Annotated in this window: 20 protein-coding genes; 11 read left to right on the forward strand and 9 right to left on the reverse strand. The window is 70.1% G+C overall.

Features of this window, described 5'->3' with window-relative positions; genetic code table 11:
* Window positions 1-63 precede the first annotated feature (63 nt).
* Complete coding sequence (locus tag AB0M48_RS27840) at window positions 64-4,209, reverse strand: HAMP domain-containing protein (protein WP_363847324.1); 4,146 nt, start codon at window positions 4,207-4,209, stop codon at window positions 64-66.
* Window positions 4,210-4,346: 137 nt separating this feature from the next.
* Between AB0M48_RS27840 and AB0M48_RS27845 the strand changes: the two genes are divergently transcribed.
* A complete protein-coding gene (locus AB0M48_RS27845) occupies window positions 4,347-5,732 on the forward strand; it encodes a PP2C family protein-serine/threonine phosphatase (protein ID WP_363847326.1) in 1,386 nt (461 codons plus the stop codon).
* A gap of 71 nt (window positions 5,733-5,803) precedes the next feature.
* Window positions 5,804-7,438 (forward strand): PHP domain-containing protein, encoded by a 1,635-nt coding sequence (locus AB0M48_RS27850; RefSeq protein WP_363847328.1) that lies wholly within the window; start codon window positions 5,804-5,806, stop codon window positions 7,436-7,438.
* 48 nt (window positions 7,439-7,486) lie between these two features.
* On the opposite strand, the gene AB0M48_RS27855 is transcribed toward AB0M48_RS27850, so the two are convergent.
* Window positions 7,487-8,329 (reverse strand): helix-turn-helix transcriptional regulator, encoded by an 843-nt coding sequence (locus AB0M48_RS27855; RefSeq protein WP_363847330.1) that lies wholly within the window; start codon window positions 8,327-8,329, stop codon window positions 7,487-7,489.
* A gap of 131 nt (window positions 8,330-8,460) precedes the next feature.
* Between AB0M48_RS27855 and AB0M48_RS27860 the strand changes: the two genes are divergently transcribed.
* On the forward strand, window positions 8,461-9,462 hold the full coding sequence (locus tag AB0M48_RS27860) for an SDR family oxidoreductase (RefSeq protein WP_363847332.1): 1,002 nt from the start codon (window positions 8,461-8,463) through the stop codon (window positions 9,460-9,462).
* 71 nt (window positions 9,463-9,533) lie between these two features.
* Here AB0M48_RS27860 and AB0M48_RS27865 read toward each other — a convergent pair whose 3' ends face one another.
* Window positions 9,534-10,142: an alpha-ketoglutarate-dependent dioxygenase AlkB gene (locus tag AB0M48_RS27865; protein ID WP_363847334.1), complete on the reverse strand. Its 609-nt coding sequence runs from the start codon at window positions 10,140-10,142 to the stop codon at window positions 9,534-9,536.
* Between the two features lie 45 nt (window positions 10,143-10,187).
* On the opposite strand from AB0M48_RS27865, the gene AB0M48_RS27870 reads away from it, so the two are divergent.
* Window positions 10,188-10,340 (forward strand): hypothetical protein, encoded by a 153-nt coding sequence (locus AB0M48_RS27870; RefSeq protein WP_363847336.1) that lies wholly within the window; start codon window positions 10,188-10,190, stop codon window positions 10,338-10,340.
* Here the strand turns inward: AB0M48_RS27870 and AB0M48_RS27875 are convergent.
* Window positions 10,337-10,876, reverse strand: a complete 540-nt coding sequence (locus AB0M48_RS27875) for a TetR/AcrR family transcriptional regulator (protein ID WP_363847338.1) — start codon at window positions 10,874-10,876, stop codon at window positions 10,337-10,339. The two genes, AB0M48_RS27870 and AB0M48_RS27875, sit on opposite strands and share 4 nt — an antisense overlap.
* A 50-nt stretch (window positions 10,877-10,926) precedes the next feature.
* On the opposite strand from AB0M48_RS27875, the gene AB0M48_RS27880 reads away from it, so the two are divergent.
* Window positions 10,927-12,525 carry an AMP-dependent synthetase/ligase gene (locus AB0M48_RS27880; protein WP_363847340.1) on the forward strand — a complete coding sequence of 533 codons (1,599 nt, stop codon included), beginning with the start codon at window positions 10,927-10,929 and terminating at the stop codon, window positions 12,523-12,525.
* Between the two features lie 416 nt (window positions 12,526-12,941).
* On the opposite strand, the gene AB0M48_RS27885 is transcribed toward AB0M48_RS27880, so the two are convergent.
* The 5 genes from AB0M48_RS27885 to AB0M48_RS27905 form a co-directional block, all read right to left on the reverse strand.
* Window positions 12,942-13,685, reverse strand: a complete 744-nt coding sequence (locus tag AB0M48_RS27885; protein ID WP_363847342.1) for a PRC and DUF2382 domain-containing protein — start codon at window positions 13,683-13,685, stop codon at window positions 12,942-12,944.
* A 126-nt stretch (window positions 13,686-13,811) separates the two neighbouring features.
* On the reverse strand, window positions 13,812-15,500 hold the full coding sequence (gene ilvD, locus AB0M48_RS27890) for a dihydroxy-acid dehydratase (RefSeq protein ID WP_319987804.1): 1,689 nt from the start codon (window positions 15,498-15,500) through the stop codon (window positions 13,812-13,814).
* 19 nt (window positions 15,501-15,519) lie between these two features.
* Window positions 15,520-16,683 (reverse strand): alginate lyase family protein, encoded by a 1,164-nt coding sequence (locus tag AB0M48_RS27895; RefSeq protein WP_363847345.1) that lies wholly within the window; start codon window positions 16,681-16,683, stop codon window positions 15,520-15,522.
* A gap of 152 nt (window positions 16,684-16,835) precedes the next feature.
* Window positions 16,836-18,305, reverse strand: a complete 1,470-nt coding sequence (locus AB0M48_RS27900; RefSeq protein WP_363847347.1) for a DUF1996 domain-containing protein — start codon at window positions 18,303-18,305, stop codon at window positions 16,836-16,838.
* 95 nt (window positions 18,306-18,400) lie between these two features.
* On the reverse strand, window positions 18,401-19,300 hold the full coding sequence (locus AB0M48_RS27905; RefSeq protein ID WP_363847349.1) for a DUF4142 domain-containing protein: 900 nt from the start codon (window positions 19,298-19,300) through the stop codon (window positions 18,401-18,403).
* 137 nt (window positions 19,301-19,437) lie between these two features.
* Here AB0M48_RS27905 and AB0M48_RS27910 point away from each other — a divergent pair, with 137 nt between their 5' ends.
* The 6 genes from AB0M48_RS27910 (at window position 19,438) to AB0M48_RS27935 (ending at window position 26,133) form a co-directional block, all read left to right on the forward strand.
* Window positions 19,438-20,196 carry an SGNH/GDSL hydrolase family protein gene (locus tag AB0M48_RS27910; RefSeq protein WP_363847351.1) on the forward strand — a complete coding sequence of 253 codons (759 nt, stop codon included), beginning with the start codon at window positions 19,438-19,440 and terminating at the stop codon, window positions 20,194-20,196.
* 142 nt (window positions 20,197-20,338) lie between these two features.
* Window positions 20,339-21,733 carry an ABC transporter substrate-binding protein gene (locus AB0M48_RS27915; RefSeq protein WP_363847353.1) on the forward strand — a complete coding sequence of 465 codons (1,395 nt, stop codon included), beginning with the start codon at window positions 20,339-20,341 and terminating at the stop codon, window positions 21,731-21,733.
* Complete coding sequence (locus AB0M48_RS27920; protein ID WP_363847355.1) at window positions 21,730-23,547, forward strand: ABC transporter permease; 1,818 nt, start codon at window positions 21,730-21,732, stop codon at window positions 23,545-23,547. Before AB0M48_RS27915 ends, AB0M48_RS27920 begins: the two co-directional genes overlap by 4 nt.
* Window positions 23,544-24,236 carry an ABC transporter ATP-binding protein gene (locus AB0M48_RS27925; RefSeq protein ID WP_363847357.1) on the forward strand — a complete coding sequence of 231 codons (693 nt, stop codon included), beginning with the start codon at window positions 23,544-23,546 and terminating at the stop codon, window positions 24,234-24,236. Before AB0M48_RS27920 ends, AB0M48_RS27925 begins: the two co-directional genes overlap by 4 nt.
* Entirely contained in the window at window positions 24,233-24,886 is a 654-nt protein-coding gene (locus AB0M48_RS27930) for an ABC transporter ATP-binding protein (RefSeq protein ID WP_363847359.1), read from the forward strand. Before AB0M48_RS27925 ends, AB0M48_RS27930 begins: the two co-directional genes overlap by 4 nt.
* Window positions 24,883-26,133 (forward strand): choice-of-anchor P family protein, encoded by a 1,251-nt coding sequence (locus AB0M48_RS27935; RefSeq protein ID WP_363847361.1) that lies wholly within the window; start codon window positions 24,883-24,885, stop codon window positions 26,131-26,133. Before AB0M48_RS27930 ends, AB0M48_RS27935 begins: the two co-directional genes overlap by 4 nt.

Genomic DNA, 26,133 nt, shown 5'->3' on the forward strand with positions numbered 1-26,133 from the left:
TCGCGAAGTTGATGAGGGGAGCTTTCATCAACCTCAGGTTCAGGAAAGCTCCCCTCATCAACCTCAGGCTTCCGCCGACACGCCCAGGTAGTAGGCGATCAGGCGGATGAGGTGCTCGGTGTCCACCGGTTTCGTGACGTAGTCGGTGGCGCCCGAGGCCAGCGACTTCTCGCGGTCGCCCTTCATGGCCTTCGCCGTGACGGCGATGACCGGGAGGTCGGCGTAGCGCTCCATCGCGCGGATCGCCGAGATCGTGGCGTTGCCGTCCAGTTCGGGCATCATGATGTCCATCAGGACGATGGCCACGTCGTCGTACTGCTCGAGGGCCCGCACGCCCGTGATGCCGTTGTCGGCGAAAATCGCCTCCAGGCCCACCAGCTCGAGCACGCTCGTGAGCGCGAAGACGTTGCGCAGGTCGTCGTCCACCACGAGGACCTTCTCGCCGTGGAAGCGGATCGAGCTGGAGGCGGCCAGGACCGGCGCCGGGGTGACGATCGGGGCCGGTTCCGGCAGGACGATCGTGTCCGAGGCGACCTTGCCCAGCGGCAGGCACAGGGTGAAGGTCGAGCCGATGCCCGGCTCCGAGCGGACCCGCAGCCCGCCGTTGAGCAGTTGCGCCAGCTCACGGCTGATGGAGAGGCCCAGGCCCGTGCCGCCGTACTTGCGCGACGTGGTGCCGTCCGCCTGCTGGAAGGCCTCGAAGATCACGGCGAGCTTCTCGGCCGGGATGCCGATGCCGGTGTCGTGCACGTCGAACGCCACGGTGGACGGGTCGTCCATGCGCACGTGCAGGCGGATGCCACCGTCGTGGGTGAACTTCACCGCGTTCGAGAGCAGGTTCCTGAGGATCTGCTGGAGGCGGTGTTCGTCCGTGTGGAGGGTCTCCGGCACGTTCGGGTCCACTCGCACGGAGAACTCGAGGTTCTTCTCGGCCGTCAGCGGCAGGCACAGCGTCTCGACGTAGCGGACGAGCTCGTCCAGGCGGACCGGGTCCTCGTGCAGCGTCATGTGGCCCGCCTCGACCTTGGTGAGGTCGAGGATGTCGTTGATGAGCTGCAGGAGGTCGGAGCCGGACGAGTGGATCGTGCGGGCGAACTCGACCTGCTTGGGGTTGAGGTTGCCGTCGAGGTTGTCGGCGAGCAGCTTGGCCAGGATCAGCAGCGAGTTCAGCGGCGTCCGGAGCTCGTGGGACATGTTGGCCATGAACTCGGACTTGTACTTCGAGGCCGTCTGGAGCTGGCGCGCGCGGTCCTCCAGCTCCTCGGAACCGGCCCTGAGCTCCGTCGTGAGGCGCTGGGACTCGACCAGCAGGGCGTCGGTGCGGGAGTTGGCCAGCAGCGTGTTGACGTTGACGCCGATGGCCTCCTTCAGCTGGTCCAGGAGGTCGAGGTGGACGTCGGAGAACTCGTTGAGCGACGCCAGCTCGATCACGCCGAGGGTCTCGCCCTGGAACAGGATCGGCAGGATCACCAGGTTCACCGGGGCCGACTCGCCGAGTGCCGAGGAGACGGTGAGGTAGCCGCCGGGGACGTCGCTGACCAGGATCGTCTTCTTCTCCAGGGCCGCCTGGCCCACCAGGGACTCGCCCATGGCCACGCGGGTGGTGCGGGCGGAGTCCAGGCGGAAGCCGTAGGTGGCGGTCAGCTCCAGGGTCTGCTTGGACTCGTCCTCGTCGATCTGGAAGAACGCGCCGTGGTGGGCGCTGACCAGCGGCGTCAGCTCGCTCATGATCAACGAGGCCAGCGCGCGCAGGTCGCGGTGGCCCTGCATCAGACCGGACAGGCGCGCCAGGTTGGTCTTGAGCCAGTACTGCTCGCGGTTGGCCCGCGTGGTCTCCTTCAGGTTCGCGATCATCTGGTTGACGTTGTCCTTGAGCTCCGCGAGCTCACCGGACGCGTCGACGGTGATCTGCCTGGTCAGGTCGCCCGCGGTCACGGCGGTGGCGACGGCGGCGATGGCGCGGACCTGGGTGGTCAGGTTCGAGGCGAGCTGGTTGACGTTGTCGGTCAGCTTCGACCACGTGCCGGCCACGCCGTCGACCTCGGCCTGGCCGCCGAGCTTGCCCTCGGTGCCGACCTCGCGGGCGACGCGGGTGACCTCGTCGGCGAACGAGCTGAGCTGGTCGACCATCGTGTTGATGGTCGTCTTGAGCTCCAGGATCTCGCCGCGGGCCGAGACGTCGATCTTCTTCGTCAGGTCGCCCTGCGCCACGGCGGTGGTGACCTGGGCGATGTTGCGGACCTGGTTGGTCAGGTTGTCCGCCATGAAGTTCACCGAGTCGGTGAGGTCCTTCCACGTGCCGGCGACGCCGGACACGCGGGCCTGGCCGCCCAGGATGCCCTCGGTGCCGACCTCGCGGGCGACGCGGGTGACCTCGTCACCGAACGCGCGGAGCGTGTCGACCATGCCGTTCAGCGTCTCGGCGAGGGCCGCGACCTCGCCCTTCGCCTCGACGGTGATCTTCTTCGAGAGGTCGCCGTTCGCGACGGCGGTGGCGACGGCGGCGATGTTGCGGACCTGGTTGGTCAGGTTGTCCGCCATCAGGTTGACGTTGTCGGTCAGGTCCTTCCACGTGCCGGCGACGCCCTGCACGCGGGCCTGACCGCCCAGCCGGCCGTCGGTGCCGACCTCGCGGGCGACGCGGGTGACCTCCTCGGCGAACGAGCTGAGCTGGTCGACCATCACGTTCAGCGTGGACTTGAGCTCCAGGATCTCGCCGCGCGCGTCGACGGTGATCTTCTGCGACAGGTCGCCGTTCGCGACGGCGGTGGCGACGTGCGCGATGTTGCGGACCTGGTTGGTCAGGTTGTTCGCCATGAAGTTGACGTTGTCGGTCAGGTCGCGCCAGGTGCCCGCGACGCCCGGCACCGTCGCCTGGCCGCCCAGCCGGCCCTCGGTGCCGACCTCGCGGGCCACGCGGGTGGCCTCGTCGGCGAACGCGGACAGCTGGTCGACCATCGTGTTGATGGTGGTCTTGAGCTCCAGGATCTCGCCGCGGGCGTCGATCGTGATCTTCTGCGTCAGGTCGCCCCGCGCGATGGCGGTGGTGACCGAGGCGATGTTGCGGACCTGGGTCGTCAGGTTGTTCGCCATGACGTTCACCGACTCGGTCAGGTCGCGCCACGTGCCGGCGACGCCGGGCACCTGCGCCTGACCGCCCAGGCGGCCGTCGGAGCCGACCTCGCGGGCGACACGCGTGACCTCGTCCGCGAAGGACGACAGCTGGTCGACCATCGTGTTGATCGTGGACTTGAGCTCGAGGATCTCGCCGCGCGCGTCGACGGTGATCTTCTGGGTCAGGTCGCCGAGCGCCACCGCGGTCGTGACCTGGGCGATGTTGCGGACCTGGGTCGTCAGGTTGTCCGCCATGAAGTTCACGTTGTCGGTCAGGTCACGCCACGTGCCGGCGACGCCGGGCACCTTCGCCTGGCCGCCGAGCTTGCCGTCCGTGCCGACCTCGCGGGCCACACGCGTGACCTCGTCCGCGAACGACGACAGCTGGTCGACCATCGTGTTCAGCGTGTTCTTCAGCTCCAGCATCTCGCCGGAGACGTCGACCGTGATCTTCTGGGTCAGGTCGCCGGTGGCCACGGCCGTCGCGACCTGGGCGATGTTGCGGACCTGGTTGGTCAGGTTGTTCGCCATCGAGTTGACGTTGTCGGTCAGGTCGCGCCAGGTGCCGGCGACGCCGGGCACCTTCGCCTGGCCGCCCAGGCGGCCGTCGGTGCCGACCTCGCGGGCGACGCGGGTGACCTCGTCGGCGAACGACGACAGCTGGTCGACCAGGCCGTTCACCGTCGAGCCGAGCGTGGCGAACTCGCCGCGCAGCGTCTGGTCCGACATGCGCTTGGTCAGGTCGCCCTCGGCGACGGCGGCCAGCACGCGGCTCAGCTCGGTCGTCGGCCGCATCAGGTCCTCGACCAGGCCGTTCACCGAGTCCGCGATCAGCGACCAGCCACCGGCGGTGCCCGCGGGCGCCACCCGTTCGGTCAGCCGGCCCTCCTGGCCCACCGCCTGGCGGACCCGGCCGAGTTCGCCGGCGAGCCACTGGTTGCGTTCCGCGATTTCGTTGAACACGTCCGCGAGCGCTGACACGGGCCCGTTCCCCGGCACGACGAGCCTGCGGCGGAAGTTGCCGTCACGCAGGTCTCTCATGGCGGAGAGAACCCTTTCGAGGGTCGCGTCCGTCTCTTCGTTGGCCGTGGTCACTCCAAGCCTCCGTGCCTCGGTGGTCGCAGCCAAGACTGCCACGTTAGGTTGGGAGCGAGGTAACTTGATGCCGCGATGCACGCAAACGACCCGCAGGAGGCCGTGATGACCCGGCCGTCTGCGCAGGACAAGAGCGGATGAGCAGCGCCGTGGGCATCGACCTCGACGGCTGGCAGCGCCTGGTGGACGGGCTGCGGGAAGCCGTCTTCGTCGTGGACGCCGCCGGGGTCGTGCGCGTGCGCAACGCCGCGGCCGCCGACAGGTTCCCCCGGCTCGGCCTCGGCGGGCAGTTCGACGTGCACGCCGCGGGCCGCCGGCACGACCTCGGCGACGGCTGGAGTGCCTGGTACTTCACGGACTCCACGCTCGACCACGCGCATCTGCGGCTCGCCGGCGGCGGGTCGCGCGACCTGACCCTGAAGACGATCGTGCAGCTCGCGGCGGAGTTGCTGGGCGAGCACTGCGTCGCCGTCGTGCCGGCCACCCGTGACCGCCTGGAGTGGTGGCGTTGCGACGGCGGCGAGCCCACGGTCACGCGCACGCCTCGCCGTGCCTCGGAGATCTCCGAGGTGCTGACCGGCACGTCCAGCCTGATGAGGATCACCTCTTTGGGTGAAGGTAGCTGGGGTGTGCCGGAGGACTTCGGCTGCGCGCTCGCCGTGCCGCTGGGCGTCGGTGGTGCGCTGGTCGTGGTGCGGAAGGGCGACTTCGAGCCGAACGACGTGGAACGGATCCGGCTGTTCGGCAAGCACGCCGCCGTGGCGCTGGAGTCGTCGTCGAAGCTGACGGAGCAGCAGCGGACGATCGAGGTGCTGCGGTCGGCTCTGCTGCCGTTGCCACTGCCCGAGGTGCGCGGTGTGACGCTGGCCTCGGTGTTCATCCCCGCCCACCAGCGGGCGCTGGTCGGCGGCGACTTCTACGACGTCCACCCGCGCACGGACGGCTCGGCGACGTTCGTGCTGGGCGACGTCTGCGGGCACGGCCTGGAGGCCGCGGTCCACAGCGGACGTGTCCGGCAGTCGCTGCAGGCGCTGTCCCTGGTCGAGACGAACCCGGTGCGGCTGCTGCACCTGCTGAACACCTCGTTGCGCGCCACCGGCTCGAAGCTCTTCACCACGCTCGTCGTCGGTGAGCTGGTGCCACTGGCCGACGGGGGAGCGCGGCTGTCGCTCGCGTCCGGTGGCCATCCCGCGCCGCTGGTGCTGCGGGCGGACGGCACGGTGGACGAGGTGAGCGCCACGGGGGCGATCGTCGGAATCCTGGCGGACGTCCGGTTCTCCGGCGAGCAGATCACGCTGGCGCCGGGGGACACGCTGGTCCTGTACAGCGACGGGTTCACCGAGGCCCGCGCGCACACGAACCGCACGGAGCTGTTCGGCGAGCAGCGTCTGCGGGCGGTGCTCGGGGAGTGCCGGGGCCAGTCGGCGGAGCAGATCGCGCGGCACTGCGAGCAGGCCGTGCTCAAGTGGCTGGACCGGGACGACCACGACGACCTCGCTCTGCTGGCCGTCCAGGCCGTGTGAATGAACGTCCCGGCACAAGGGTTCATCTGCCGTTCGTTCGCCTGGACAGCTTGACCGGTTGAGATCTGCGCATGTCCCACTCTCACGATCACCCGCACGGTGATCACGCGCACCACCACCACGAGGTAGAGCCGGTTGAGGGCAGCTGGCTCGACCCCGCGGACGACCGCCCGTCGTCGGTCGAGCGCCGCAAGTTCCTGGTCGGCCTCGGCATCGCGGCCGGTGCCGCCGGTGTCGCCGTGGCCGCCGGTAGCGGCAAGGCCGAGGCGCACGTCCCGGTGAACCCCTGGGGCGGCGGTGAGCGCTGGTACGCCGGCGACCACCACATCCACACCCAGTACTCCGACGACGGCCAGTACACGATCGCGCAGCAGGTCGCGAAGGCGCACGAGTTCGGCCTCGACTGGATCGTCATCACCGACCACGGCGGCGTCGCGCACCAGAAGTTCTCGATCGACCAGATCACGCCCGACATCGAACGCGTCCGCCGGTCGCAGCGCGACGTGCTGGTCTACCAGGGCCTGGAGTGGAACATCCCCGGCGCGGAGCACGCCACCGTGTTCATGCCGCCCGGCAAGAACACCGTCGACATCCTCAAGGCGTTCGAGCTGTCCTACGACGGCCGCATCGCGAACAACTCCGAGTCGCTCGCCCTGGCCGCGCTGCGGTACCTGGAGGCGCAGGTCCTCTCCGGACGGACCGAGATCGCGCTGATGTTCGCGAACCACCCGTCGCGGCGCGGCGTCGACAGCCCGCACGAGATCCGCGGCTGGCGTGACGCGGCTCCCGGTGTCGCGGTCGGCATGGAGGGCGCGCCCGGCCACCAGGCCGCCGGCATGCCGAAGTCCCTGGGCGGCTCCGGCCGTGCGCGCGGCTACTACGACACGGCCGCCCCCGGCCCGGAGTCGTTCCCCGGCTACCCGCCGGAGTCCTACCGCACCCACGGCGGCTTCGACTGGATGACCGCCAAGGTCGGTGGCCTGTGGGACTCCCTGCTCGCCGAGGGACGCCCGTGGTGGATCACCGCGAACTCGGACGTGCACCAGGTCTTCAACGACACCCTCACGCCGGGCAAGCAGGACTACGCCACCACCGGTTCGAAGGGCGCGCCGATCGACTCGGGCGTCAAGCAGACCACCTACGGCGACTTCTTCCCCGGCCAGTACGGCTCGAACATCGTCGGCTCCCGGTCGAAGTCCTACGTGGACATCATGCGCGGCCTGCAGGCCGGCAAGGTGCTGACCGTGCACGGCCGCCTGATCGACGGCCTGCGGCTGCGCGTGCGCTCGCGCGACGACCTGCGCGGCGTGACACTGGGCGGGCGGACGTTCGTGCGCCGCGGCAGCGACGTCGAGGTCACCATCGAGGTCGACCGCGCGTCCGGCCCGAACTTCTCCGGCGCCAGGCCGGTGCTGGCCAAGGTCGACCTGATCTCGGGCCCGGTCACCGGTCCGTCCGCCGACCGCGACCGGTTCCTCGCGCCGGAGACCACCGTCGCGAAGACGTTCGAGGTGCCGCGCACCGGCAAGATCCGGTTCACGTACACCTTCAAGAACGTCGAGCGGTCGTTCTACCTGCGGCTGCGGGGCAGCGACGGCAAGCGGCTCACCTCGTCCGGTGACCCGATGATCGACGAGATCGCCAACTCGGACCCGTGGGCCGACCTCTGGTTCTACGCCAACCCGGTGTTCGTGGACGTGATCTGATCCGAGTCCGCTGTGTGCCGGCGGTGCTGAACGCGGCTGTCGCCGTGCTCAGCCCGCCGGCGCGGCGGCTCCGACGACGGACAGCAGCTGCAGCTTCTCGTAGCTCTCGGTGCCCGGCGTGGCCGTGTAGACGAGCAGGTAATGGTGCTGGTCGGGGTCCAGCAACGTCTGGCACTGCAGTTCCAGCGCCCCGATGCCCGGGTGGACGAAGCGCTTGACCTCCTTGGAACGGATGCCGACCTCCTGGGCGTCCCACAGCCTGCGGAACTCCTCGCTGCGGGCGAGCAGCAGTTCGGCGTACCGCGCGGCCCGCGAGCCGGGGCCGCGCCGGGTGAGGGCTTCGCGCAGGCCCGAGGCGAACATCCTGCCCAGGAACTCGTGGTCGGCGGGTTCGTACAGCGCGCGCGACGCCGGGTCGGTGAACCACCGGTAGCCGAGGCTCCTGGCCGGGCCGGTGTACCGCGCCGCGTCGCCGGTGAGCGCGACGCCGAGCGGCGTCTGGCGCAGGTTCTCGCCGAGTTCGGTGACGATCTCGGCCGGGGTGTCGTGCAGCCGGTCGAAGATCCGGGCGAGGCCGGGGCTGACGTGCTCGCTGATCGCGCCGCGCGACGGCGGGGTGTGCCCGGCGAGCCGGAACAGGTGGTCGCGCTCGTCCAGCGACAGGTGCAGGCCCTGCGCGATCGCCGCGATCATCTGCTCGGACGGATGTGTGCCGCGTTCCTGTTCCAGGCGCGCGTAGTAGTCCGCCGACATGTTGCACCGGGCGGCGACCTCTTCGCGGCGCAGGCCGCTGGTCCGCCGCCGCGGCCCGCGCCGCAGGCCGATGTCCTCGGGCTGCAGCGCCTCCCTGCGGTGGCGCAGGAACGCGGCCAGACCGGCTCGATCGATCACGGCGGCTCCTTTCGTCTCCCTGTTTCTAACGTGCACGCGCTGCCGTAGCCACGGAGCGAGAGGTCCTGGATGCGGGCGCGCCGATCCGGCCACTGTGGAGGAACACACCACGACGAGCAGGAGAGTGCGCGATGAGCAGGAAGTTCGACATCGAGATCCCGGACCTGTACGGCAAACGTGCCGTTGTCACCGGCGCCAGCGACGGCGTCGGGCTCGGCATCGCGGGACGGCTCGCGTCGGCCGGGGCCGAGGTCGTCCTGCCCGTCCGCAACCAGCGCAAGGGCGAGGCCGCGATCGCCGCGATCCGCCGGCGGACCCCGGATGCCGATGTGTCGTTGCGCTCCCTCGACCTCTCCTCACTGGCGTCGGTCGCCGCGCTGAGCGAGACGTTGCTCGCGGAGGACAAGCCCGTGCACGTCCTCGTCAACAACGCGGGCGTCATGACCCCGCCCGAACGGCAGACGACCGCGGACGGGTTCGAGCTGCAGTTCGGCACCAACCATCTCGGCCACTTCGCGCTCGTCGGGCACCTGCTGCCGTTGCTCAAGGCCGGTCGCGCCCGCGTGACGTCGCAGATCAGCATCGCCGCCAATCACCACGCCATCAACTGGGACGACCTGAACTGGGAACGCTCCTACAGCGGCGGCAAGGCCTACAGTCAGTCGAAGATCGCTTTCGGCCTGTTCGGCCTCGAGCTCGCGCGGCGCAGCGAGGCGGGCGGCTGGGGGATCACGAGCAACCTCGCCCACCCCGGCGTCGCGCCCACCAACCTGCTCGCCGCCCGTCCTGAGGTGGGCCGCGCCCGCGACACGCTCAGCGTGCGCGCGATCCGGGGCCTGTCATCGGTGGGCGTCCTCGGCACCGTCGAGTCCGCACAGCTCCCGGCCCTGCTCGCCGCAACCGCGCCCGAAGCCGGCGTGTTCTACGGTCCGAGCCGCTTCGGTCACCTGAGCGGGCCGCCCGCCGAGCAGGCCCTCTACAGCCGGCTGCGCGACGCCGACGAGGCCCGGCGCGTGTGGCAGGTGTCCGAGGAACTTGTCGCGAGTGGCGCGACTCGGAACGTTGGCGAGGTGATCCACGCTCAGCAGGGCGCCTCGCGGCACCGCCCCCACGCCCCCATACGTCCAGTATGAGGGCGTGGGGGCGGCACCACGATGCACCCGTCTGACCGCGAATTCCCCCGGCAACCTTCCGAGTCACACCACTAGCGGACTCCGCGCGGGCGGAACTGGACGCTGATCCGCGGCCCGACGACCTTCGAGGTCTTCGGGACGGCGTGCTCCCAGGTGCGCTGGCAGGAGCCGCCCATCACGAGCAGGTCGCCGTGCCCCAGCGCGTACTTGTGCGTCTCGCCGCCACCGCGTGGCCGCAGCAGCAGGGCGCGCGGCGTGCCGACGCTCAGGATCGCGACCATCGTGTCCTCGGTCTGGCCGCGGCCGATCGTGTCGCCGTGCCAGGCCACGCTGTCCCGGCCGTCGCGGTAGTAGCAGAGGCCGGCGGTGGTGAACGGTTCCTTCAGCTCGGCCAGGTAGTGCCTGCTGAGCCGGTCGCGGGCCGTGGTGAGGACGTCGAAGGGCAGGGCGCCGCTGTAGAAGCAGAGCAGGCGCGGCACGTCGACCACGGTGTCGTACATCTGGCGGCGTTCGGCACGCCACGGCACCTCGTCGACCAGCCGGTCGAACAGCGCGTCGGCGCCCGCGAGCCAGCCGGGCTGGACGTCGATCCACGCGCCGTGGCCGAGCTCGGTGCGGCGCGGGGCGAGCGGAGCCAGTTCCGGCTCCGCGTCCAGGTCGAACAGTGATCCCTGGCGCATGGATCGCAGCATAATCGAACACCTGTTCTACGGCATAATGCGATCATGACCGGGGACGAGGAACAGGTCGAAGAGCACGTGCAGGTCCACGAGCAGGGCGTGAACGTGTTCCGCGGGAAGGTGAGCGGCACCGTGGTCCAGCTGGGCGTCGTCCACGGCGATCTCGTCTTTCCCGCGCCGAAGCCCGCTGAGGACTAGGGCTTCAGCACGGCCCACACGGCGTCCGCGACGATCTCGCGCGCCTGGGCCAGGTCGAACACCCCGAGCAGGAACCGGCGCACCGACTCGTGCGCCGGCCCCATCGCGACGGGCTCCAGTGCCCACGGCGGCACCGTGCGCAGCTCGCCGGACGCCATCCGGTCGAGGAACCAGGCCAGCACCGGCGCGAACTCCGCCATCTTGGCGGCCGGGTCGGCGTGGTCCGGTGCGGCGTAGAGGAAGCGCGCCCGGTCCGGGTTCGCCATGACCCAGTCGAGGTAGCTCAGCGTCAGGCCGCGCACCCCCTCGGAGGCCGTCCCGGCCTGCAGGGCGGGCAGCATCGCGGCGACGCAGCGGGCGTAGCTGTCGGCGTAGAGCTGCGCGAACACGCCCGCGCGGCTGCCGAAGTGGTGGTAGATGCTGCCGTTCGACATGCCCGACCGCTCGGTCAGGGCCGCGATCGTGACGGCGTCGAGGCCGCCTTCTCCGACGAGCTGGAGCGCCGCGTCGAGGAGAGACTGTCGTCGGTCGGACACGAGGGTTAGAGTACCGCTCTGGAGCGACGCTCCAGAGAAGGGGAGAAGCAATGGCGCTGTCGATTCCCGGCCTGCTGCGTGATCGTGTCGCACGCACGCCCGACGCCGAGGCGATGCGGTACCGCGACAACGGTGGCTGGGTCTCGCTGACGTGGTCCGAGCTGCAGGAACGGGTGGCCGCGGAGGCGTTCGGGCTGGCCGGGGAGGGCCTGCGCAAGGGCGACCGCGTGGCGTTGATGGGCCGCACGAGCATCGAGTGGATCGTCACCGACCTCGCCGTGCTCGCCGCCGGGGGCGCCACCACGACGATCTACCCGAACAGCACGGCCGCGGAGATCGCGCACGTCATCGGCGACTCCGGTAGCCGGATCGTGGTCGTGGAGACCGACGAGCACGCCGCGATGGTGCCGGACGGCGTCGAGGTGCTGCGGTTCGGCTCGGTGCCCCGGGGTTCGGGCGACTACGAGGCGTTGATCGACGGGCTGGCGCCGGACGACCTGGCGACGTTGATCTACACCTCGGGCACGACCGGCACGCCCAAGGGTGTCGAGCTCACTCACGAGAACTGGCTGACGACGGCGGAGGCCATCGCGTCCCTGGGCATTCTGCAGCCGACGGACCTGCACTTCCTGTGGCTGCCGCTCTCGCACGCGTTCGGCAAGGTGCTGACGATGGCGATGATCGCCGCGGGCGTGCCGACCGCCGTCGACGGCAGCGTCGAGCGGATCGTGGACAACCTCGGCGAGCTGCGGCCGTCGATCGTGGCCGCCGCGCCGCGCATCTTCGAGAAGATCCACGGCCGGATCGTCGCGGGCGCGCGGGAGAAGGGCGGGGTCACCGAGAAGATCTTCCGGTGGGCCGACCGCGACCACGGCCCGGCGACGCGCTGGCTCGCGGATCGCCTGGTGTACCGCAAGCTGCGCGACCGGGTGGGCGGCCGGATCCGCTACTTCGTGTCGGGCTCGGCCCCGCTCGCCCCGGAGATCGCCGAGTTCTTCGAGCGCGCCGGCATCACGATCCTGGAGGGCTACGGGCTCACCGAGTCGTCCGCGGCGACGTTCTTCAACCGGCCGGGCATGATCAAGATCGGCACCGTGGGCCCGCCGATCCCCGGCATGGAGGTCAAGATCGCCGAAGACGGCGAGGTGCTGCTCAGCGGCCCCGGCGTCATGCGCGGCTACCACAACCGGCCGGACGCGACCGCCGAGTCGCTGGTCGACGGCTGGCTGCACACCGGCGACATCGGCGAGCTCGACGACGCGGGCCGGTTGACGATCACCGACCGCAAGAAGGAGCTCATCAAGACCTCGGGCGGCAAGTACGTGGCGCCGACCCGGATCGAAAGCATGATCAACGCGGCGTCGCCGTACATCAGCAACGTGATCGTGCACGGCGACCGGCGCAAGTACTGCGTGGCGCTCGTGACGCTCGACGCGGACACCGCCGGCGGGCTCACCGACGCGGAGGCCGAGGTCGGCAACGCGATCAAGACGGTCAACGCCCAGCTGGCGCGGCACGAGACGATCAAGCGGTTCGCGGTGCTGGAGCACGACTTCAGCGTCGAGGACGGGTTGCTGACCGCGTCGCTGAAGCCGCGCCGCCGCGAGATCGAGCGGCGCTACGCCGAGGTTCTCGACGGCCTGTACTGATCAGGCCGGCGGGGTGTGGAGGCGGTTGCCCGCGGCTCGGGTCGGTGCTGGTGAAGTACGTCCTGGCCGCGACCGAGATCTCGGCGCGCGTCAGGTAGCCGCTGCCGGCGGTGTCGAGCAGGCGGAACGACTCCTGGGCGACGGCCGGCGGAGTGCCGTAGCCACCCTGCGGCCAGCCAGTCGTCCAGGCTCAGCCTGCCGTCGCCGTCCTCGTCGCTGATCGCGAGCAGTGTGTCGGTGGCCGGCCTGGAAGATCGCGTCGTAGCCGCCGCCCGCGGCGAGAACCGCCGTGCCCGCAGCGACCTCGTCGCGGGAAACGCGGCCGCCTTCGAGTTGGGCGGCCGGGCGGGATCCCGTGCCGGAACGCCGCGAACCGCCCGCCGACGGAAGTGGCGGGCGGTTCGCTCGACCTTCGGTCAGCGGCGGCGGCGCGGTTCGTCGTCGCGCTCGACCTCGGCGCGTTCCTTGCGCACCTCGCCCTTGACGTCCCGCTGCTCGGTGACCGAGTCCTTCTCCAGCCGGACCCGCTCCACCGCCTCCGTGCGCTTCTGCACCACCGGTTCCTCGCGGTGCAGGGTGACCTCCGCCTGCTCGTCGGCGAACGGCTTGCCCGGCTTGCCCTGGGCGGGCTCGCGGACGACCCGGACCTCCTCGTGCGTCACCGGCACGGTGATGTTGCGCTGCTCGGTGACCGTGTGCTTGACCAGCCGCACCCGGCCCGCCTCGACGTTGCGGGTGTCGACGTCGAGCTTCTCCTCGGAGAGGGTGACCTCTGCGGAGTCGTTCCTGCCGTGCCTGCCGTCCCGGCCGCCGCCGAGCCGGTCGTGCTCACCGGTCTTGGCCTGCGGGATCATCCCGTAGTGCCGGTAGAGCGCCTGCTGCTCCTCGTCCGACATGTGGTCGTCCGAGGGGCGCACGCTCGGCGCGTCCTTCACCTGCTCCTTGCTGACGGGAACGGTGATCGCGCCACCCGCCACCTGGCCCTGCTGGATCGGGACGAAGCTCTCCTTCATCCCGAACAGTCCGGTGTGGACCTCGGCCCACATGGGCGCGCCAGTGCCGTCTTCGAGCCAGACCTGCTTGACCGAACCGATCTTCTCGCCCCGGTTGTCGATCACGTCGCAGTCGTACAGGGCCTCAACGTGCGCCTGGTCGATCATCGTCTTCGTCCCTCCGCCTTGGCTGTCTGTTCGTGCAGGCCAAGTACCCACCTCGGCGGGCGGATCGCGGGTCACCCACCGACCGGGTGACCCGCGCTCGCCTGGCAGTTCAGCCAAGTGGGGGACCTAATCGCAGACGGCTCCGCGCGAGGCCGAGCCGACCAGCTTGGCGTACTTGGCGAGCACGCCGCGCTGGTAGCGCGGAGGCAGCGGCGCCCAGCCCTCGCGGCGGCTGTCGAGGTCCGCGTCCACGTCGAGCGTCCCGGAAGCGACGTTCAGCGTGATCTGGTCGCCGTCGCGCACGAACGCGATGGGACCGCCGTCGACGGCCTCCGGTGCCACGTGCCCGACGCACAGGCCCGTCGTGCCGCCGGAGAACCGGCCGTCGGTGAGCAGCAGGACGTCCTTGCCGAGGCCCGCGCCCTTGATCGCCGCGGTGATCGCGAGCATCTCGCGCATGCCCGGCCCGCCCTTGGGGCCCTCGTAGCGGATGACCACGACGTCGCCCGCGGTGATGGTGCCGTCCTCCAGGGCGTCCATGGCGGCGCGCTCGCGGTCGAACACGCGGGCGGTGCCGGTGAAGACGTCCGAGTCGAAGCCCGCCGACTTGACCACGGCGCCTTCCGGGGCGAGCGAGCCCTTCAGGATCGTGATGCCGCCGGTGTGGTGGATGGGCTTGTCGAGCGCGCGCAGCACGAGGCCGTCCGGGTCGGGCGGGTTGATGTCGGCGAGGTTCTCGGCGACCGTGCGGCCGGTGACGGTGAGGCAGTCGCCGTGCAGCAGACCGGCGTCGAGCAGCGCCTTCATCACCACGGGCACGCCGCCGATGCGGTCGACGTCCGTCATGACGTGCCGGCCGAACGGCTTCACGTCGGCCAGGTGCGGCACGCGCGCGCCGATGCGGCTGAAGTCGTCCAGCGACAGCTCGACGCCGGCCTCGTGCGCGATGGCGAGCAGGTGCAGCACCGCGTTCGTGGAGCCGCCGAACGCCATCACGACGGCGATCGCGTTCTCGAACGCCTCGCGCGTCATGATCTGCCGCGCCGTGATGCCCTTGCGGAGCATCTCGACCACGGCCTGGCCGGAGCGGCGCGCGAACCCGTCGCGGCGCCGGTCGGTGGCCGGGGGAGCGGCGCTGCCGGGCAGCGACATGCCCAGCGCCTCGGCCGCGCTCGCCATGGTGTTCGCGGTGTACATGCCACCGCACGCGCCCTCGCCGGGGCAGATCGCGCGTTCGATCAGATCGACGTCCTCACGGCTCATCAGGCCGCGCGAGCAGGCCCCGACGGCCTCGAACGCGTCGATGATCGTGACTTCCTTCTCGGTGCCGTCGGTCAGCGTGACCCGGCCCGGCAGGATCGACCCCGCGTAGAGGAACACGCTGGCCAGGTCGAGCCGTGCCGCCGCCATCAGCATGCCGGGCAACGACTTGTCGCACCCCGCGAGCAGCACCGAGCCGTCGAGGCGCTCAGCCTGCATGACGGTCTCGACGCTGTCGGCGATCACCTCGCGGGAGACCAGCGAGAAGTGCATGCCCTCGTGGCCCATGGAGATGCCGTCTGACACGGAGATCGTGCCGAACTCCAGCGGGTAGCCGCCGGCCGCGTGCACGCCGTCCTTCGACGCCTTCGCGAGCCGGTCCAGCGACAGGTTGCACGGGGTGATCTCGTTCCACGACGAGGCCACGCCGATCTGCGGCTTCTCCCAGTCCTCGTCGCCCATGCCGACGGCCCGGAGCATGCCGCGCGCGGCGGTGCGCTCCAGGCCGTCGGTCACGTCGCGGCTGCGTGGCTTCACGTCCGGTGTATCGGTCATGAGCGCACGCTAGTCGGTCCTACGACGGGTTGGCTGCGTGAGTCAGCGTCTCCCAGGCGATGAACAGGTTGTCGGTCCCGTGTGGACGCTTCGACTCGGTGTAGAGCTTGGTGTTCGCCATCGCGACGCCCAGCCGGGTGTTCAGGGCGTTGAAGCTGACCTCCGGCGTCGGCCCGAGCTCACGGCTGTAGGAACCGCCGCACAGCCACGACGGCACGGGTTCGCCGTTCTGGTACTTGGTGTGCAGGCCCCACGCGTGCCGCATGCGGTCCTTGATCTCGCCCCAGATGTCCTGGCCCTGGTGCCGCGCGGTCTCCGCGAGGTGCGAGGCGGCGGAGAGCCCGTACGCCGTGTGGGCGAAGTCCCGGCAGGTCTCCTGGGTGAGGCCGTCGACGAACGTGGACTGGTTGTGCCAGTACGAGATGATCTCGGCCCTGGTGTCGATGCCGCTGCCCGGCGGCGTCTTCGGCAGCGCCCCGTCGGTGGTCAGGTAGATGAACGCCTGGATGCGCGTCCGGAAGATGCTCACGGCCTTGTCGTAGGCCGCGCGGTCCTCCAGGAACACGGCGATGCCGATCGACGCCTCCATCATGCTGAGTTCCCAGTTGCCGTTGGTGTTCGCGCGGCCGTTCTGGATCTCGGGCAGGTAGACGGTGCGCAGCATCGTGGCGAACCGGGCGCTGCCCGGCCACGTGCCGTAGACGTGCTTCATGATCTCGGCGGCCTTGGGCCAGCTGCTGGCCGACCACGCGGTCTGCAGCGGCGCGTTCGAGTTGGTGTGGTCGCGGATCGTGGCGGACCAGGCGTCCATGATCTGGATGGCCTTGGTCGCGTACCTGACGTCGCGGGTGACGTACCAGGCCAGGGACAGCGTGTAGGCGGCGAGCGCGTCCTCGCGTTCGTCGGTGCAGCCGTTGTTGGGGTTGCTGACCGGGCCGCACTCCACGACGGCGCGAGGCTTCGGCGTGCGGTTCAGGTCGGCGTACTTCGACGCCATCATGCGGTCGTAGGCGGTCTTCCACGGCTGGGCGCCGGCCAGGACCTTGGTGCGCATGAAGTCGAGCTGTGGCCGGGAGACCACGACTCCCGGATGGACGAACGTCGCCGGTGCCGCCTGGGCGGTGACCGGGACCAGCAGCGAGGCGAGCAGGGCGATCAAGACCGTGCAGGAACGGGTGACCATGCGGCCAGTGTTAGTGGTCTATACCTTTCTGGTCAATCATTCCGGAACAAGGTTCACGGTGGTGAACGAAGCCGAGCCGCACAACGAGAATCCCCCGGTGCGCGGGAGGGGCACCGGGGGACTTCGCCTGTCTGAACTGCGTGGTCAAAGCGTCACTCGCGGCACTTCTTGCCGGTGTTGACGCAGTTGACGAGGCGGTTCATGATCTTCTGCGACATCACGTTCGCGAAGTCGTCGTGGTCGGTGAGCGGGTTGTGCTCCTCCTCCGGGAAGGAGTCGACCAGGTAGCGACCTTCCTTCTGGACGTCGAGCGGGATGTTGTAGGTCAGGGAGATGCGCAGCTGCGGAACGGCCTTGAAGCCCTGCTTGCACTTGCCGTTCTGGTCGGGGAACACGATGTGGTCGCGGTGGTTCGCGGAGTCGATGTTCTTGCCGTCCCAGCAGCTCGGGAAGTCGTGCACGCGCTTGACCTTCGAGCCCTGCGGGCAGATCGGGTACTTGTCCATCAGGACCTTGTCCTCGAAGCCCGTGCAGGTCCAGGACGCCTTGGCGTTCTTCGGGCCGTTCTGGCCGGCCTTGGCGTCACCGTAGAGAACGCGGAGGAACTTCGGCATCGCGACGACCTTGCCGGTCGGGCTGCCGCGGAACGTCAGGTCGACGACGGCCGGACGCTGGATCTCGCCCTCGTTGCCCTCGAGCTCGTTGTTCGCGTTCTCCTCGGGGTTGTTCTGGTTCTTCTTGTCCTCGGTGCCCTCGGCCTGCGCGGCCTCGGCGTTCTCGCCGCCGTTGTCGAGACCCTCCTCGCCCGCGGCCTTGTCCTTCACCGCACACGCGGCGGCCGGGTTCAGGTCGGGAGCCTGCTTGCCCTGGCGGCTGAACGCCAGCATCATCCGGTTCAGGATCGCGGCGCGCTTCTCGCGCGTCGGGCCGACGATGATGTTGTCGCGGTCCTGGGCCTTGACCTGCTCGAGCCTCTTCTCGGCCTCGGCGGTCACCTTCTCGATGTTCTCGAGCTCGCGGTCGATCTCCGCCTGGGCCGCGTCCGGCACGTCCTCGGGCAGCAGCGACGCGACGTCGGGGCACTCGAGCTGGGCGGCTTCCTTGGCCGCCTTGTCCTTGTCCTGCTGGGCCTTGTCGTCCTTCTTCGGCGGGGCCTGCTCCGCGGGCGGTGCGGCCTCCTCCGGCTCCTCGTCGGTGATGCGGACGACCGGCCAGAAGTAGGCGGACTTGTCACCGTTCTTGCAGGTCGTGCCCGCTGCCTGCAGCGACTTGTTGTTGGAGTCCGCGTTCGTCGAGAGGTTGCCGACGTAGTCGTGCAGGTGCTGAGCACCGTTGCGGACACCAGGCTGCGCGATGAAGTTGTCCGGGTTGAAGTGCCCGTTCTCGTTCCGGCCGCAGTCGACGGTGAACGTGCCTGTGGTGGCGTCGTTCTCCGGCTTTGGTTTCTTGACGTTCGGCTTCACCTTGGTGATGTCGACGAACAAGCTCTTGTCCGGACCGTCGGCGAGCGCGGCGCCATCAGAAGAACTGATGGCCACCACCGCGGCACCGCCCGCGACCACGGCCATCGCCGCCGCGGCGGCGGTGAGCCAGATCGTGGATTTCCTCCGGTGAATAGCCATTTGCCACCTCGTGGTAGTCCGATAAAACGGCATGGTGAAGCTGACGGCGGTATGGGGCCGCTATCTTCTGGATGAACCTGGGTGTGCTGTTTTGATTAGTACGAACGAGATTTCCGCCGTGACTTTTTCGACCGGGATATCATTCGCATCCCCACCAGCGCGAGCGCGAGCACCCCGATGGCGCCGAAGAAGACGCCGTTGTTGTCCCCGAACACGCCTTGCTCGGCGGTGCGGGTGAACCTGGTGCCCTGCGGCACGGTCGGGATCACGCCGTCGGTCGGGTTGGCCGACTGCTCGGCCGCCTGGTCGCCCGTCGGTTCCGGGGTCCCGGAATCGCCGGCGGGCGGGGGAGGCGCGAGCGGCTGGGGCGATTCCAGTCCGGCGAAGTCGACGCGACCGGTCTCCTCGAGCACCTTCATGTGGTCGAAGACGGTGATCATCGCTTGCGTGGAAAGGATGCGGATGAGCTCGTTCTTGGTACCGGCCCGGATCTGCGCGGCGTAGGCGTAGACCTTGCCGTGCGCCGCGCGGAGCCGGTTGGCGAAGACGGCGTCGAACTCGTCGCCGTTCGCCGCGTCCATCTCGGCGAGGAAGCCCTTCTGCTCGTCCGAGGCCTCCGTGGGCAACGTGTGGCCGAGCAGAACGCCCGCCCGGTTCACCACGTTGTCCAGGAGCGTGTGCCCCTCGATGAGGTGCTTGCAGGCCTCTTGGATCTTGGGCTGGTCTGCCCGCTTGGCCTTGCCCTTCTCGCCCGCGGGCTTCTCCCACAACCCGGCCTGCTTGACGCGGTTCATGAAGTCCCGGTCGGCCGGTCCGAGGGGCCCCCACTGCGTCTGGACGATCTCGTCACCCTTGCCGCCGCTGTCCGGCGGCGGCGTGGAGATGGGGGTGGACGGCGTCGAGGGCTGCCCCGCAGCGGTTCCGGTGTTCAGGAGCACCGCCAGCGCACAGCCTGCCAGCGCGACCATCAGTCGCGTCGGTTTCGCCAAGTCCATGGGGAGTCGCACGAACGGGAATACGGCCAGGAATGGGAAGCCGCCTCAGTTCGAGACGTCGCCGTTACCGAAACGTTATCGAAGCGGCCGCAACCCCCGCGGCGTCTGCTCCGAATGCCCGTCATAGGGTCGTGAGCATGAGCAAGCGTTTTGTGGCGTTGGGGGACTCGTTCACCGAAGGTGTGGGCGACGAAGACGCTGGTCGTCCGAACGGTGTGCGGGGCTGGGCGGATCGCGTCGCCGACGTGCTGGGGGCGGCGGACCCCGAGTTCACCTACGCGAACCTGGCCGTGCGCGGCCGGCTGCTGCCGCAGGTGCTCGGCGAGCAGCTCGAACGCGCGCTGGCGATGAAGCCGGACCTGGTCTCGCTCTACGCGGGCGGCAACGACCTCATGCGGCCCAAGGTGGACATCGACGCGTTGATGCGCCGCTACCGCGCGGCCGTCGCGCGCCTGACCAACGCGGGCGCGCGCGTGATCCTCTTCACCGGCGTCGACGGTGGTGACGACCCGGTGTTCCGCAAGATGCGTGGTCGCGTGGCCATCTACAACGAGCACGTGCGCGCGATCGCCGCCGAACACGCGTGCGTGCTGGGCGACATGTGGAACATGCGTCAGCTGCGCGACCGCCGCATGTGGTCGCCGGACCGGCTGCACCTCAACTCGGCCGGGCACGCCGAGGTCGCGATCTCCGTTCTCGACGCCCTCGGTGTCCCGCACTCGCTGGAGCGGACCGTGCTGGGCATGGCCCCGCTGGTCGACCGCCGCGTCCGGCGCGCGGAGGACTGGAAGTGGGCGCGCGAGCACGTAGTGCCGTGGGTGATGCGGCGAGTGCGCGGCGAGTCGTCCGGTGACGTGATCCGGCCGCGCCGTCCGGAACTGCTGCCGCCGTCGTAAGTAGAACGTGTTCCTTGACGCGGTCGCCCATAACGAGGTGACCGCTTTTTGGTGACGGATTTCCAGGCGATTGTTTGCATGTAGAACGCGTTCTAGAAGCTGCGTAGACCTGGATGGATGCAGAGCTCTAGCGTCAGTGCGCATGCGTCGCAGGACCGCTCTGATCGCACTGACGATCTGCGCGTTGATCGCCGGGTGCGGAAGCAGGCTCACCGACGACCAGCGCGCAGCGCTCGTCGTGCCGCAGGGAGGGTCGGCCGGCACCCAGGACGGTGCGGTGACCGGCGAGGACGGTGTGGTCTCCGAAGGCACCGCGGAGCAACCGGGTGCCGCGAACCCGCAGCAGCCCGACAAGTTGCCGAACCCGCCCGGCAGCATCGCGGGCGGCTGCCAGGGCACCGGCGGCGCCACGGACAAGGGCGTCACGGCCGGCGAGATCACGATCGCCAACATCTCCGACATCAGCGGCCCGGTGCCCGGCATCTTCCAGTCGGCCCAGCAGGCCACCAAGGCGTTCGTCGAGTACTTCAACGCCACTCAGGGCTCGGTGTGCGGGCGCAAGCTCAAGCTCGTCTCGTTCGACTCCCGCACCGACAGCGGAGGCGACCAGCAGGCCACCTCCCAGGCCTGCGAACAGGCTTTCGCGCTGGTCGGCTCGATGTCGGCGTTCGACCAGGGCGGTGGACCCGCGGCGGCCGGCTGCGGGATACCGGACCTGCGGGCCTCGACCGTCACGGCACAACGCCAGCGCACGCCCGTGAGCTTCGGTGTGGCGTCGAACGTCGTGAACCTCGTGTCCTCGGCCGGTCCCGACCTGGTCAAGTCGAGCTTCCCCGGCGGCATCGGTGCCGCGGCCTACCTGTACCTCAACGCCGACGCGAGCGCGCAGAACGCCCGCAGCATGCAGAAGGCGGCCGAGGCGCGCGGGATCAGGTTCGTCTACTCGCAGGCCATCGACATCACCGACGTCAACTACGCGCCGTACGTGGCGAAGCTCAAGGAGACCGGCACCAAGATCGTGTACTGGATCGGCTCGGCGCAGTACGCGGTGCGGTTGCAGCAGGCCATGCGGCAACAGGGGTACACGCCGGAGGCGTTCATCACGGACCCGTCCGCGTACGACCCGCAGTACGTCAAGCAGGGCGGTGCGGCGGTCGACGGGACCGTGGTCTACACGAACGGCGCGCTGTTCGAGGAGTCGAACGCCCAGGTGGCGCTGTACAAGCAATGGCTGGGACGGGTGGCGCCGGGTGCCGCGCCCTCCTACTTCGGGATGTTCGCCTGGGCGGCGGCCCGGTTGTTCGTGACCACGGCTGCGAAGGTCGGGCCGCAGCTGACGCGCAAGGCGATGATCGAGGCGGTGCGCGGGGTGCACGACTTCACCGCCGAGGGCATGGTCGCGCCGCAGGACGTCGGCGGGAAGCGGACTTCGGCCTGCATGACGCTGGTGCGGCTGAAGGGCGGGACGTGGTCGCGGCTGGCCCCGGCGTCCGGGTACTCGTGCGGCACGTTGATCGACACGGGGGTGGGCGGATGACCGCCCTCCTCGCCTACACGATCTTCGGTCTCGTCACCGGTGGCGCGTACGCCGTCGTCGCCGGCGGCCTCGTGCTGACCTACAGCACGTCCAAGGTCTTCAACGTCGGCCACGGCGCGATCGGCATGGTCATGGCGTTCCTCTACTGGGAACTCGCCGAGAACCGCGGCCTGCCCCAGTGGCTCGCGCTGCTGCTCGTGGTCGGTGTGTGCGCGCCGCTGTTCGGGCTGGTGGTCGAGCGGTTCGTCATGCGGCGGCTCGCGGGGGCGCCGGTCGGGATCACGCTGGTGGCCGGGGTCGGGTTGCTGGTCGGGCTGATCGGGGTGGCGCAGGTCCTGTGGCCGCCGCAGGCGCGTCCGGTGCGGCCGTTCCTCGACCAGCTCGGCATCCACGTCGGGCAGTCGTTCGTCAGCGGGCACGACCTGGTGACGCTGGCCTGCGCGGTGCTCGTCGCGGGCGGGCTGTACGCGCTGCTGAACCGGACGCGGACCGGGCTCGCGATGCGGGCCTGCGTCGACGCGCCGGAGCTGGCCGCGCTCTACGGGACGCGGCCGACCAGGCTGTCCGCGCTGAGCTGGGCGATCGGGTCGGCGCTGGCGGCGCTGGGCGGGATCCTGCTCACGCCGGTCGTGCAGCTCGACTACGTGACGATGACGTTGCTCGTGATCACCGCGTACACGGCCGCGCTGGTGGGGCGGCTGCGGAGTCTGCCGTGGACGTTCGCCGGCGCGCTCGGGCTGGGGCTGGTGCAGTCGTACGCGGTGGCGTACCTGCCGTCGTCGCCGTTCTGGATCTCCTTCCGGGCGGCGATTCCGGCCCTTCTGCTGTTCGTGGTGCTGCTCGCGATGCCGCAGTCGCCGCTGCGGATCGGTGGTGTCCAGGGATCGCGTGGTGTCGCCGTGCCGACCGCGCTGACGACCGGTGTGGCCGCCGGGCTGTTCGCGGGTGTGGTCGTCGTGCTGGCGTTGCTGGTGGACCCGGTGGTGGCCGGGCAGCTCGCGCTGGCGCTGGTGTTCGGGATCGTGCTGCTGTCGATGGTGCTGCTCACCGGGTACGGCGGTGTGGTGTCGCTGGGGCAGTTCACGTTCGTCGGCGTGGGCGCGGTGACGGTGGCGCGGCTCGGCAGCCCGTCGCCCGTGACGTTGCTGATCGGCGCCGGAGTCGCGGCGGTGGTCGGGGCGGTGATCGCGCTGACGGCGTTGCGGGTCAGCGGGCTGTACCTGGCGCTGGCGACGCTGGGGTTCGCGCAGCTCATGGACAAGCTTGTGCTGCAGTCGCCGATCGCGTTCGGCGTGCGGGGCAGCCTGCAGGTGCCGAAGCTGGTCGAGTCGGCGACCGCTCAGCTGCTGCTGGCCGCGGCCGTCTTCCTCCTGGTCGGCGTCGGTGTGCTGGCCGTCAGGAGAGGACGGCTCGGGCGGCGGATGATCGCGGTCAAGGACAGCTCGGCGGCGTGCGCGACGCTCGGGCTGAACGTGCGCTGGATCCGGGTCTGGGTGTTCTCCCTGTCTGCGGCGATCGCGGGGCTGGCGGGCGGGTTGTTCGCGCAGCTGCGGGAGACCGTCGCGGCGAGCGACTTCCAGCTGTTCAACAACCTGCCCCTGCTGCTGTTCGCGGTGATCGCGGGCGTGACGTCGGTGTCGGGGGCGTTGCTCGGCGGGGTGCTGCTGATGCTGCTCCCCGTGCTGCAGAGCGGTTTCCCGGCGTTCGCGGGAGTGGCGGTCGTGCTGCTCGGCGTGGCGGCGGCCGGGCTCGCGCGCGATCCCAACGGGCTGGTCAGCTGGGGTTTCCGGGCCTGGTCCCGGCGGCGCGCATGAGCACGTTGCGGGTGGAGGGCGTGACGGTCCGCTTCGGCGAGGTGACCGCGGTCGACGACGTGTCGGTGACCGTCGAACCCGGCGTCACCGGGTTGATCGGACCGAACGGGGCGGGCAAGACGACGTTGTTCGACGTGATCAGCGGGCTGCGCAAGCCGACGGCCGGACGGGTGCTGCTCGACGGCGAGGACATCACCACCAGAGGGCCGCACCAGCGGTCGAGGCTCGGTGTCGCGCGGACGTTCCAGCGGCTGGAGGTCTTCGGGTCGCTGACGGTCTGGGAGAACGTCGTGGTGGCGCTGGAAAGCCGCCGCAGGCCCGCGAAGCTGGCCCAGGAGCTGCTGGCACGGGTCGGGATCGCGGAGTTCGCGGGCAACCAGGCCGACACCGTCCCGACCGGTGCCGCGCGCCTGCTGGAACTGGCTCGCGCGCTCGCCACCGATCCACGCCTCCTGCTGCTGGACGAACCGTCGTCCGGCCTCGACCGGGCGGAGACCGACGCGTTCGGGGAGCTGCTGCGGCAACTGAGCGCGGAGGGCCGCTCGGTCGTGCTGGTCGAGCACGACATGGACCTCGTGATGGGCTACTGCGACCACGTGCACGTGCTGAACCTGGGACGGCTGCTGGTCTCCGGCACACCGGACGTCGTCCGCGCGCACGAGGGTGTCCGGGAGGCGTACCTCGGATGATCGACCTGACGGACGTCCACGCCGGCTACGGCCGGATCGAGGTGCTGCGCGGGGTGTCGCTGAACGTGCCGCGCGGCACCGTCACCGCGTTGCTCGGCCCGAACGGCGCCGGCAAGTCCACCCTGGTCAAGGTCCTCAGTGGACAGATCAGGGCCACCTCCGGCCACGTCCACCTGGGCGGGGTGCACGTCAACGACGCCGCGCCGGACGAGCTCGCCCGCGCCGGCCTGTGCACGATCCCGGAGGGCCGCGCGATCTTCCCGAACCTGACCGTGGCGGAGAACCTGAGGCTGATGCGCGGGGACGCCGAGCTGGTCTACCAGCGTTTCCCGAAGCTCAAGGCGCGCCGCGGGCAGCTCGCGGGCTCGATGTCCGGCGGCGAGCAGCAGATGCTCGCGTTCTCCCGCGCGCTGGTCACCGACCCGGCCGTGCTCGTGATCGACGAGCTCTCGATGGGCCTCGCCCCGGTGATCGTCGCCGAGCTGTACGAGGTCGTGGGGGAGCTGGCGCGGTCCGGCGTCACGATGCTGATCGTCGAGCAGTTCGCCGAGACCGCATCGGCCGTCGCCGACCAGGTCGTCGTGATGACGCACGGCGAGATCTCCGCGGACAACGACCTGGCCACCGTCTACTTCGGAGGGACGTCATGAGGTACGCGCTCGTCCTGCTGCTCCTCCTGCTGTCCCCGGCACCCGCCGCGAGGGCGGACATCGGCGGGTTCACGCTGACCGCCCACGCCGCGCCGGTGTCCGTGCTGCTGCACACCGACCTGATCCCGGTGCCGGCCGAACCGCAGGGCGAGGCGCACCTCTCCTACACCCGGACGGAACTGGGCTCCGGCCCGATCGGCCGCTCGGTCGCCAGCTCGCTGTGGCCGGGCGCGGCCGTCGGCACCGGCCTGCCGCAGCTGCTCGGCTTCGCCTACCCGGTGCAGGCCAACGCCGCCTACCCCGGCGGCCCGGCGGATGAGTCCCAGCCGGGCATGAAGGCCACCGCGGGAGCCGCGAAAGCCGAGTCCTACGCGGGTGCGAAGCAGGAGGTGCCGTTCCTGCTGACCGCCGACGGCCTGTCGTCGAGCAGCGTCAGTTCGGCGGGCGCGTCCGAGGCCCGCTCGACCGCCGTCACGTCCGCGCAGACGATCACGCTGCTGGCCGGCCTGGTCGTGCTGTCGGGCGTGAAGTTCGAGTCCGTCGCCGTCAGCGACGGCAGCAAGGGCAGCGGCACGAGCACGTTCTCGATCGCCGAGTTCACCGTGCTGGGCCAGAAGTTCCCGGTCAAGGCCCCGGACGCGCCACCGGACGGACTGCTGAAGGCGTTGGAACCGCTGGGGATCACCCTCACCTGGCCCACGGCCGCGACGAAGCTCGAAGGCACCGCGGCGACGTCCACCAGCCGCGGTCTCACCCTGACCGTCGACGTGCTGGCGTTGCGCACCAGGCTCGGCCTCGGCGGAATCCTGGACGGCGTCCTGGCCCCGTTGCTGCCCAAGGAACTCGTGCCGCTGCTCAACCCGCTGCGCAAGATGGTGGTCGTCGTGGGCGACACCGAGGCCGCCGCAAACGCTTCCGCCTCAGGGGCTTCGACACCGCCGGACGCACCGGCCCCGATCGTGCCCGTGGTGCCGCCCGCGGCCGACGCGCCACCGCCGGCCCTGGGCTCGCCTCCGGTCGCGGGCGTGACCCCACCGTCGAAGCCGGTCACGCCGGTCGCCTCCGCCCGCACCAGGCCCCGTTCCCTGCTCGACTTCCCCGGCGTACCGGCACTGCTCGTGCTCACCGGTCTCGGGGTCGCCGCGGCGGGAGCGTTCGGCATGAAGTCGTTCGGCACCTTCCTGCTGGGCGGCGGTCCCTGTCCCTCCGGGCACCCGACCGGTGTCCCCGACCTCCGCAACGGGTGA

This window comes from Lentzea sp. NPDC051208 (assembly GCF_040682435.1).
Taxonomy (GTDB): Bacteria; Actinomycetota; Actinomycetes; order Mycobacteriales; family Pseudonocardiaceae; genus Lentzea; species Lentzea kristufekii.